The organism is Breoghania sp. (assembly GCF_030066895.1).
Lineage (GTDB): Bacteria > Pseudomonadota > Alphaproteobacteria > Rhizobiales > Stappiaceae > Breoghania.
In genome coordinates this window covers 1-9,084 of sequence record NZ_JASJAV010000040.1, presented here as the reverse complement: position 1 = coordinate 9,084, position 9,084 = coordinate 1, and the positions used below count along the sequence as shown (strand labels likewise).

The window sequence follows — 9,084 nt, the reverse complement described above, 5'->3', positions numbered from 1 at the left end:
TTAGAGCGAATGCAAGTTCAGAAAAGATACAGTAGAATATGGAATTAATTATTGAAATGACAATATAATTTCCGAAAGATACGTACGGTAAGATAATTTATATAGATAAAATATATTTTGATTAAATTTATGTTACGAGAACAATATTATAAATATTTATTATATTTGTTTTTAAATAAAAATATATATCATATTATATGTATAATAAATGAATAAAAAATGAAATAGATGAAAATATAATTTGAAATATTCTATAATATAAAAGCTCTATTTACCGATAGTTAACAATACTTTCATGTCCGGAGGATTATATGGGACAGGATGACGAAATATTTTCAGAGCAAATCGATACGGAAGCCGACGCCCCGTCGGGGCGATCATTGCCTATTTCGGAGATGTCGATGCGGAGGGCGAAAAGGAGAAACTGAGGGATCAGGGATGGCTTCTGTGCGACGGTCAATCCTTCAAACAGGGCGCCTTTCCCGTTCTGTTTGCGGCCATCGGTGTCGCTTTCGGCCAGAGCGGCGATGACGATTTCTACGTGCCAGAGCTGTGAGGTGTATTCCTGCGCGGAGTGGACGAGGGGGCGGACCAGGATTCGAATGCGAGTTCGCGCATTGCCTCGGGGTCAAACGAAACCGGCAATACGGGCGATGCGATCTCAAGCCTGCAGACCTACACCACTCGTCGTCCCGACAACAATTTCAGCCTGTCGGAACGGATCAAAAGCGGTGGCAAAACCAGTCACGGCGGGAGGTTGGATTCCGGCAAGCGGATCCGTTACCACGACGGTACCAGACGGATCCCGGCGACGGGTGGCGATAGTGAAAGTCGTCCCGTCAACATTCACGTCCACTATCTCATCAAGGAGTTGCCGAACACGCTCCTGGATCCGTTGATCGGGCAGGTGCCTGTCGGCGGCGTGATCTCGCTTCACCTATGATCCCGAAGAAACGCCGAGTTCTGTGCGCGCCACCTGGCGTCTTTGCGACGGCTCGTCCTCCTCAACGCAGGCCGATGCCGTTTTGTCCGGTCTCTTTCAGGTGATCGACACCGCAAACGGTGGGGCGAGCGGGCCGAATGCCGATTTGCCGAGTGCGTTCAATCTGCCCGATCTTTCAGGCGCCTATTTACGCGGGGTCAGCGAAACGCACGAAGGGGCGATCTTTGGGCCCGATCGTCTGGCTAGGATTTCCCCCCGTCCCGATCTCGAAATCAAAGGCAATGAGGGCAATCGGGTCGGTTCGTACGAGCGGTGGGCGACGGGTCTGCCTGTTTCGGCGCAATTCGAGATCCCGATAAAGAATTTTCCTTTCGATGCAAGCCCGAACTGGCCGGGGGGCAACGCGACTGCGGCGCGCCATCAACCGGGAGTGGATTTCACGGTGAAGGGCGAGGACGCGGAGACCCGACCGAAGAGCCTTTGCGTCGGGTGGCATATCCGTTTTATCGTGTCTGCGAGTGCCACGCCCGGCACCGAGCTGCCTGTCGGCACTATTCTGGCCGTCAAAACCGAAGAGAGCCTCGACAATTGGGCGACCTGCAATGGGGAGGAACTGGACAAGGGAGAATTCGCGGACCTCTTCGCGGTGCTGGGAACACGATTTGGTGGTGACGGGGATCCTCTTTTCCGCCTGCCGGATCTCCGCGGTTATTTTCTGCGCGGTGCCGCGAATGCCGATGGCGGCAGGGACGGGGACCTCGACCGGGGTTTCCCGTGCACGGCGGAAGAGCTGCGCCTCGGGCAAAATCTCTACCAGGGCGATCTTACAGCTCACCCCACGAATCCGTCTCGCATTCGTGTGGACGGCTATCCCAGTGGCAGCAAGAACAATGTCCGGGCCTTTCGCAGAAGCTCCAAGGTCATGAGGCTCACCGGCGACAGGACGTTCCAAATGGCCGGCGGCGATGCGGAAACCCGTCCGATCAATGTCAGTGTCCGCTTCGTCATCAAGACGCTGCTCTGATCGGGGCGGAGGAAAAGGGACGGAGGCAAAAGCCTCCGTCTTGCAAAAGATGGAAAAGACGCCTTCGGATGGGAGCCATCCGAAGGCGTTTTCCTTTTGAAGCGCTGCTCCGCTACCAGCGTCCGGAGAAGGTCACCTCGAATTCGATTTCGTCCAGATTCTGCGACAGGACTTCGAAATGCCGGGTCGCGGTCTCCCGCCATGCCTTGTCCCGGCCGTGCCTGCCCTTTTGCCGCTTGAGTTCGCGCACCGCCGGCAGGACGAGATGCCAGCGAGATTCAACGCCGGTGTTCTGGAACCGCTTGAGCAGCCCGTCTGGCGTATCGAATTGCGCCGTATCGATCTCGGGTGCTCCAATGACGATGCTTTGCAGGGCTAGCGGTTCTTGCGGATCTTTCCACCCTTTTGCGGGTCGCATTCGACGGTGGCGTAGCGCGTGTTGGAAATCTGGCTGAGGTGCGCATGCGGGCTGAGGCCGGCCTTCGCCAGCCCGGGAAAGCGGATGTTCACACTCTGGGTGCGGCGGTCATACTGGCCGGGATAAAGAGCATCGAGCATCGCTTCATCGAGATCGAAATAGGCCTCGCCGTGTTCCACGAGTGCGGTGAGCACGCTCTGAGTTGCTGCCCACGGTCGAAACCTCGCTGAGCGCGAAGCTCGTGCTCAGCCCCTGCTGGTCCAGCGCGAAGCGGACATAGGCTGCCTCCAGCCGCTCAAGGTCCAGAGCAAGACGATAGGGGGCGTTGAGTTGCTCGTACTCGTTGCCGAGCGTCGTGGTTCTGAGAAAACCCGCACCGTTCGTCTCGCCGGTCTCATCCTTGTAGAGGCGGACCAGCAGACGGCAGAATTCCTGCGTGACCGACCATTCCTCGGCAAACAGAAACTCCAGATCGGTGACCAGCCAGTTGTAGAAATCGAACATCGCGAAGTTCCGGGAGGCCGTTTGCGTGAGCTTGTCCAGATCTCCCATTTCCTCGTCCAGATGCTTGCGGCTCAGAACCTGTTTGTTCAAGGCCACCTTCGCCTGTTTCAATTCCGTCTTGGCCTTGTCAATGTCGGTGGAAAGCGTGATCGCCGTTCCCGCCAATTTGAGGAATTCCTCCCGACTCTCTTGTCTTTTTTCGAATCCCTTGCCTCTCATGAGGTCGTCGAGTAGGTCAGCGATTTGGTTTCGCATGTCGATTACATCGGTGAGCGAGGGTCTCTGACGTCCGGTCGCTGCGCCGTAGATATTCGCCAGGACGGCTTTGAGGCGTCCGGTGAAAAGCGTGACTTTGCGATGAATATCGTTTGAGTAGAGCTTTAGAAGCAGGGCTGTCGCGCGCAGGTTGGCGGCCATCGCCATTGTGCCGTAGGCGACGAGAATCGTGCCCACGTGCTGGGCGAGCGCTGTTTCGGCGCCGATCAGGGCCACTCTGCTGATGTCCACCGCCTTTTCCGCGGCTTGGATTTCCAGATCCTGCAGAGCCGCAGCCCGACGGATCTTGTCGCGGTCGATTCCCTTCTGGGTGATCGCCATGCGGGTGCTGTCGGTCTTTTCCTTGGCGGCCAGCAGCCTGCTGCTGGTCGTCTTGAGGTTGGCGACATAATCCTTGGCGGAACGAAGGACGGTGATGAAGTCGACGAGAGAATCCTTCTCATCCTCTTCTTCATAATCGGCGTCCCGCAGGCTCAAGGCCACCTTGGCAGCGACCTGCAAATTCCTTCGGATCGATCGGTACGGCGAGAAGCGGTACGTTCAGCGGCTTGCGCTTGACGTCGAGCCAGTGCCTGAGATCGCTCAAACGCGTTTCGATCGTATCGTAAAGGTCTCTAATCTCCTGATTGTGGGGGAGGAACCCGCCAAATTCGTAGTCCGCAGCCTCGCCAAGGCTGGGATTGGGCCAGGGCTGGTTGGTGAGAACCTCCAGCGTTTCGCCCAGCGTGTCGCGAAAGAGCTGTTTGGCGGCGACATAGGTCGCCTTGGCTCGCTGCAGGGATTCCTGTGTCTCCTCCTCATAGTCCGCATACCCGGAGGCGATCATCACCTCCAGATAATGCCGGATCGCTGCGTGCTGGTAGTAGAAGGGATAGTCCGTGGCGAGGCGGTCCGGATCGGCGGTGACGCCTCCGTCGTCAAAAGCCGGTCCGGCTTCAGGCACACTTGCTCCACGAAGCGGATATACGTTCCAGATCGGGTTGGAGCGAGGGTTGAAGATCTTTTCCAGCCAGGCGAGCGCCTCGTTGAACTGTCCCACATCCGCATAGCCTGCCACCACCGCGGAGGGGATGTGATAGAAGATTTCCCAGCCGTATTCGCCGTAGGCCGCGTCGAAATCGAATGCGGCGGTCGGTGTGTATTGCGGATTGAGCGCTGTCTCCGTGTCGCCAGCATAAACCTGAGCGAGTGTGGCCTCGAAATCGGCCACGAACGTCCCGTGATCTTCCGTCCCCGTCTGGTTTTCGAGTTGGAAAAGGCTGTCGATGCCGCCTGGTCGAGGCATGATCTCGGCAATCTCGGCCAACATGGAGGAATAGTTCTGTAGCAGCAGGCTCTCGTTGAGCGGGGTCGCGACGCCCTTCATGATGTGAACGAAGTTCCGGCTCGCATAGGTGCTTTCGCGCGTCCACCCGGTATGGGTCTTGTCCGCAAAGCCGTTCTCATCGGTGAATTTCTCTATTTTGAACGTGCCGAGCAAAAGGGAGGAATCGACCTGCTCATTGACGGGCGGAACCGTCAGAGTGAAATTCTCGTTCTGCGAGGTAATGCCGATTTCCATGTCCTTGACGGATCTTCGAACCTGCAGGAGCACATAGATCTCGGCGGAATCGGCGGAGCTGAAGTCCCAGTCGCTCGGCAAAGCCGTCGTAACATCGACGGTCTCGTTGTGGATGTGGACGGTTTTGCCCACCCCCGTTGCCGCCAGTTCGTCAGCTTCCAGCTCTTCCTGGTAGAGGGCGTCGGGCCTCCTACCCACGGGCCCTCAAAGGTCTTTTGCTGCTCGTCCGGCGTTTCGAAAATCAGCACGAGCCGGGTTTCGATTTCGGTCGGCTTCACCTCGCTCAGTGAGCGCAACGACGTGTCCGGATCGCCATTCTCGCTCGCAGTCAGTTCGCGCAGATACTCGCGATCACCCAGGACGGCCGTGGCTCTGATGGCCCCCAGGTTCTCGCTTCCGGTCTCCAACGGTGTGAAGGTCGCGTTGAACAGCAATGAACCCGGTGCGTACTTGTTGGTGATTTCGAACGTCTCGCCGCCATCGCTGTTAATCTCCAGTTCGTAGAAGCCGTTGAGCTGAGCGCCGTCGTCGCTGAACTCCTCGATACTGTCGTCGCCGACCACTCTGCAGGCATATTCGTCCGCGGGGCGCGGGTGGATGGCGGAAAAACCGGCAGGTGCGGCCTTGTCGAAACGCCGGTCCTGCCCGCGTTCGAGATGGAAGATCGCGTCGGCCGAGGTCTCCGACAAGTGCATCCGCACGGAGGTGTTGTAGACGATGTCCTTGTGATCGGTGAGATCGACGCCGAAACTGACAACGACTGTGCCCCTCGTGTTCGCGTCCGCTTTCGCGGTTTGCGAAGCCTCGGCCGCAGAGACGGGCATGATCACGGGTTGATACGTGCCGTTCGTCTTCGGCTTCTGCCCCGTCCATACTAAGGCATTGCCGATCGTTAATGTGTCGTCACTGGTGAGACGAGGTCTCCGTCAATGACAAGCTCAGGCGTGTTCATGGGGCCGGTCAGCGCGCGGGCGTCGCAACGCATGTAGCGGGGATGAACGCACCATGTCATGACCGCACTGTCCGTCGAAGAGATAATTCTTTCTTAAACTTCCAGCCAGAAGAAGTATTAGCGGTTGTCGAAGAAGCATACTGCGACATTCGAAATCAGATCGTATGTCTTGGGAACGACGACCTCCTGCCAAAACGTCCAGTCGAGGGCCTTGAGGTACTGGCTGGGATCGGTGAGCCTGGAAATCGTCCCGAAATCGGCCTCCAGTTTGCGGTAGAAGAAACGTCTCGGCTTCCACTGGGCGCTGGTGAGAAAATGGTAGGTCGCCGTGTCGGATGACGTTTCTTCGTTCGAACGTTCACGGTGGACGCTGCACAGGCGGAGGTCGCAACAGGTCGCCAGTCCCGACATGTAGGCGTTGATCGCCGTCTCTACGCTGTCCTCGTTGAGGTCGCCGCCCGATACGGTCTGCAGCAATGTCTTGAATTCCGGCGAGGTGATGTAGCGCAAGGCCGGTTCGATGTAGTTCTGCGGGTAGAGCTGCAGCTTCGCGTTGGCCTCCCACAGGCGGTAGGACCTGTCGATCTGCCACTGCGCGGCGAGGGCTTCTCGGTCGTGGAACTCGGCTGTCTCCTCCAGACCGTTCAGCGCACGATCGATGTAGAGTTGCAGCGAACTCGTCGCTTCCACGAACCGGCTGGTGGGCACCGCGCTGGTCACATTCACATCGAGCAGCAGGTGGCTGTAGAGCGCTTCGCGGTCGACCACCTTTGCAGCCAGTACCGGATCGGTCGCAACGCGGGTTCGCATGTAGACAGCAAGCAGCGCATCGCGTTTGATCTCTGCCACCGCATTGTCGAAGAGCGGCATCTGGCTGCCGCCGTTGAAGCGAGAAAGCCCTGCGCGTGCCGCTGCGGCCGCTGCAGCCCGGTCACCGCTGACATCGGAGCTGCTCAATTCCTTGAGAGCGAGGAGCTCGACGGCGCCTATGTTCAGATCCGAGGCCAGACGGGCATGGCGGGAAATCTCCTCGACCTTGGCGATATCGTCCGCAACCTCATCTTCGCCCAGAAAGGTGTCCGCATAGATGGTTGCATCCTCGCCGGGGCATTCCAGCAGTATCGCGAGCGTCTCCAAGCAAGACGTTCGCCATATCGCGGCCTCGTCTTCGCCTTCCTCGGCATCCGGTCGCCCTTCTCGCGTCAGCGCCGGATAGCCGAGCCAGGCGGCATCGGTTGCGACGTCGACTTGAAGCGTGTTGAAGTGGTGAAAGAGGCATAGCTGACCGAGGTCCAGCGGGCCGGGGCCCGTCTGCGCCGGGTCCGTCGCCGCCATGGCTTCGCCCAGCCAGAGCGGCTGTTCGGCGACGAGCATCATCTCGATATCGCCGAGTTCGAGCGCCTCCACCGCACCCGCATAGCGCCGAAATTCCGAAAGCCGGAACAGGGCGTCATCATCTTCTGGCCCCGCCGACAGCGCGGCCAGAGCATCGAAGACGTTGGTTTGCGTCTAGACGATCAATCCGGTTGCCCCGGCGACTCCCAGGCTGGGAGCCAGCATCGTCACATGATGGACCAGTGCCTGAGACTAGGTGTCTCGCCGCTTCTCCAGACGGGTGACGAGCTGGGCGAGTTGTGTTTCGTTGACCTCGTTGTCGAAATCGACCGCGTAGGTGGTGTCGATATAGGTGCGGCACGCCGCGTCGATAACCTCGGGATCCTTGTCCGGATTGAAGATGCCGGAAGCCCCGTAAAGCCCGCTTTCGCCTGACAACTGCGCATTCCAGGTCTCGCCGGGGACCTGAACCCGCTTCCCGTCCCTGTCCTCCCAAATCTCGTGGTCGCGAAAGGTCTCTGCGTTGACGAGCGTAGGAGCACGTGAGAAGGCAAGGCTCTCCAGCCAATCCCGGTCGGCCTGGCTCGCCTGCAGCGTTCCGATCTCGGCGGGAGTGAGCAAGGCCAGCAGCGTATCGCTCGCAAGCCCGGCGTCCTCCATCCATCGCGACAGCGTGACAAGCCAGTCGATGGCACTGCACAGACGATCCGTCTCCTCCGCGGTTTCGTTTCGCGCGGTCAGAGCATGGTAAAGCGGGAAATCCGCACCTGACATTTCGGTTATGCGCTCGATCAGCGGCAGACTCGTCAGGATCGGCCAGCCGAGCAGTCGCATGAGCGCGCTCAGGCGGTAAAGCGCGCCGAGCCCGCGTGCATCCACGGCCGTTTTAAGGGCGAACCCGTCTTGCAGCGCCTCGGTCATGGCTTCGATTTCAACCGTCGAGCGCCCGAGCCCGTGCCGCAGGACGGCGTTGAAATCGCGATCGTCGACCGGGGTTGCGGCAGCCGTGATCGTGCCATGCACCTCGGCGGCGTCGCAGCTGAAGAGCTGACGCAGGAGCGAGGTTTCCGTCTGCTCCAGCCCGACCGTGGTTTCCGTCTCTGTCTCCACCACCGTATCCGCAGGCCCGTCTTGCTGAGCCGCGCTCGGGCGGCGTCGCTCGTTGTGGTGCCTTCCTGCGCTTCTTCGCGCGCGCCGGGGACCGTCAGCAGCCAGTTGAGGTGATGGAAATCCAGCCTGCTTGCATGATGGAGGCGGGCCAGATAGTTGGCCGATTGGAGATATGGCTCCGGTAACGCCGAGCCGCTCATCGACAGATGGCTCTGCCCGTTCGCGTCCTGGAAGAGTTCAAAGGAATCTTCGTTATTGAAAAAGGAGGTGGCGAAAGCGCCCTGGGCGGCGGGCTGGTCGTCTTCGCTCAGAACTACATAGAGACCGAAGAGCTGGGTGAACGCATCGAAATCGAGATTGAGGCTTGACAGGAGCGTTTCAAGACGGCTCGCCTCGGCCGTGTCGCTTACGCCGTAAAGTCCATCGAGTGTGGATGGAGCGCTATCGGTGCTCGCCGCCGCATTCTAGCACAGCAGGCTGATTTTGCTTCCGACCGCAGCCGGTTTGTCCATCGTTCCGGTGAGACCCAGAAGATCGGCCTGATCGCGGGCGAGGCGAAAATCGGCGTGCAGGGGAAACAGGGCCCCGACGTGCGCAGATGAACGTCATTGAGCGTGGTGCCGCCGATCTGAGCGAGCGCCGTGCGCGTCGTCGTTTCGTCTTCGTTGAAGGGAAGCGCGATCGGCTGAAAGGCCGTGGCCATGTCGAGCTCATCGCGCCCGGCATCCAGCACCTCGTTGACGAGCTCGATCGTTGGAATTTCCTATTTGAGATTATCCTCGCTGAGCACGAGTGCGACGAGATCCGGGCGGCGGCTTTCAATCCCGAACGGCTCGTCTTTCGGTTGAATGATGCCGATATCGGAATCCGCGCCCGTGGCGATCCGGTAGAGATGGCGCAAATAGGCCGGGACCGACTGCGTCGACTGAAGGCTAGACGGTCTGGCGTAAACCTGCCCCCC

11 protein-coding genes are annotated in these 9,084 nt (G+C 58.9%); 3 read left to right on the top strand and 8 right to left on the bottom strand.

What is annotated here, in order from left to right; genetic code table 11:
- Positions 1–574 precede the first annotated feature (574 nt).
- Together QNJ43_RS26145 and QNJ43_RS26140 are read left to right on the top strand one after the other, a co-directional pair.
- Entirely contained in the window at positions 575–943 is a 369-nt protein-coding gene (locus QNJ43_RS26145; RefSeq protein WP_300474880.1) for a hypothetical protein, read from the top strand.
- A 22-nt stretch (positions 944–965) separates the two neighbouring features.
- Complete coding sequence (locus tag QNJ43_RS26140; protein WP_300474876.1) at positions 966–1,967, top strand: tail fiber protein; 1,002 nt, start codon at positions 966–968, stop codon at positions 1,965–1,967.
- 112 nt (positions 1,968–2,079) lie between these two features.
- Here QNJ43_RS26140 and QNJ43_RS26135 read toward each other — a convergent pair whose 3' ends face one another.
- The 6 genes from QNJ43_RS26135 to QNJ43_RS26110 form a co-directional block, all read right to left on the bottom strand.
- Positions 2,080–2,385, bottom strand: coding sequence for a hypothetical protein (locus QNJ43_RS26135; protein ID WP_300474874.1), 306 nt, complete (start codon positions 2,383–2,385; stop codon positions 2,080–2,082).
- Positions 2,343–2,579, bottom strand: a complete 237-nt coding sequence (locus tag QNJ43_RS26130; protein WP_300474871.1) for a hypothetical protein — start codon at positions 2,577–2,579, stop codon at positions 2,343–2,345. The genes QNJ43_RS26135 and QNJ43_RS26130 overlap by 43 nt, the downstream gene beginning before the upstream one ends.
- Positions 2,530–3,642 carry a hypothetical protein gene (locus QNJ43_RS26125; protein WP_300474868.1) on the bottom strand — a complete coding sequence of 371 codons (1,113 nt, stop codon included), beginning with the start codon at positions 3,640–3,642 and terminating at the stop codon, positions 2,530–2,532. The genes QNJ43_RS26130 and QNJ43_RS26125 overlap by 50 nt, the downstream gene beginning before the upstream one ends.
- Positions 3,617–4,858, bottom strand: a complete 1,242-nt coding sequence (locus QNJ43_RS26120) for a hypothetical protein (protein ID WP_300474866.1) — start codon at positions 4,856–4,858, stop codon at positions 3,617–3,619. Before QNJ43_RS26120 ends, QNJ43_RS26125 begins: the two co-directional genes overlap by 26 nt.
- Before the next feature lie 937 nt (positions 4,859–5,795).
- Complete coding sequence (locus QNJ43_RS26115; RefSeq protein ID WP_300474863.1) at positions 5,796–7,085, bottom strand: neuraminidase-like domain-containing protein; 1,290 nt, start codon at positions 7,083–7,085, stop codon at positions 5,796–5,798.
- A gap of 180 nt (positions 7,086–7,265) precedes the next feature.
- The gene (locus tag QNJ43_RS26110; protein ID WP_300474861.1) at positions 7,266–8,123 is read right to left on the bottom strand and encodes a hypothetical protein; all 858 of its coding nucleotides are present in this window, start codon (positions 8,121–8,123) and stop codon (positions 7,266–7,268) included.
- A 206-nt stretch (positions 8,124–8,329) separates the two neighbouring features.
- On the opposite strand from QNJ43_RS26110, the gene QNJ43_RS26105 reads away from it, so the two are divergent.
- Complete coding sequence (locus QNJ43_RS26105) at positions 8,330–8,491, top strand: hypothetical protein (RefSeq protein WP_300474858.1); 162 nt, start codon at positions 8,330–8,332, stop codon at positions 8,489–8,491.
- Between the two features lie 38 nt (positions 8,492–8,529).
- On the opposite strand, the gene QNJ43_RS26100 is transcribed toward QNJ43_RS26105, so the two are convergent.
- Positions 8,530–8,856 (bottom strand): hypothetical protein, encoded by a 327-nt coding sequence (locus tag QNJ43_RS26100; RefSeq protein ID WP_300474855.1) that lies wholly within the window; start codon positions 8,854–8,856, stop codon positions 8,530–8,532.
- A gap of 30 nt (positions 8,857–8,886) precedes the next feature.
- On the bottom strand, positions 8,887–9,084 hold a 198-nt coding region (locus QNJ43_RS26095), incomplete at its 5' end, for a Tc toxin subunit A (protein WP_300474853.1).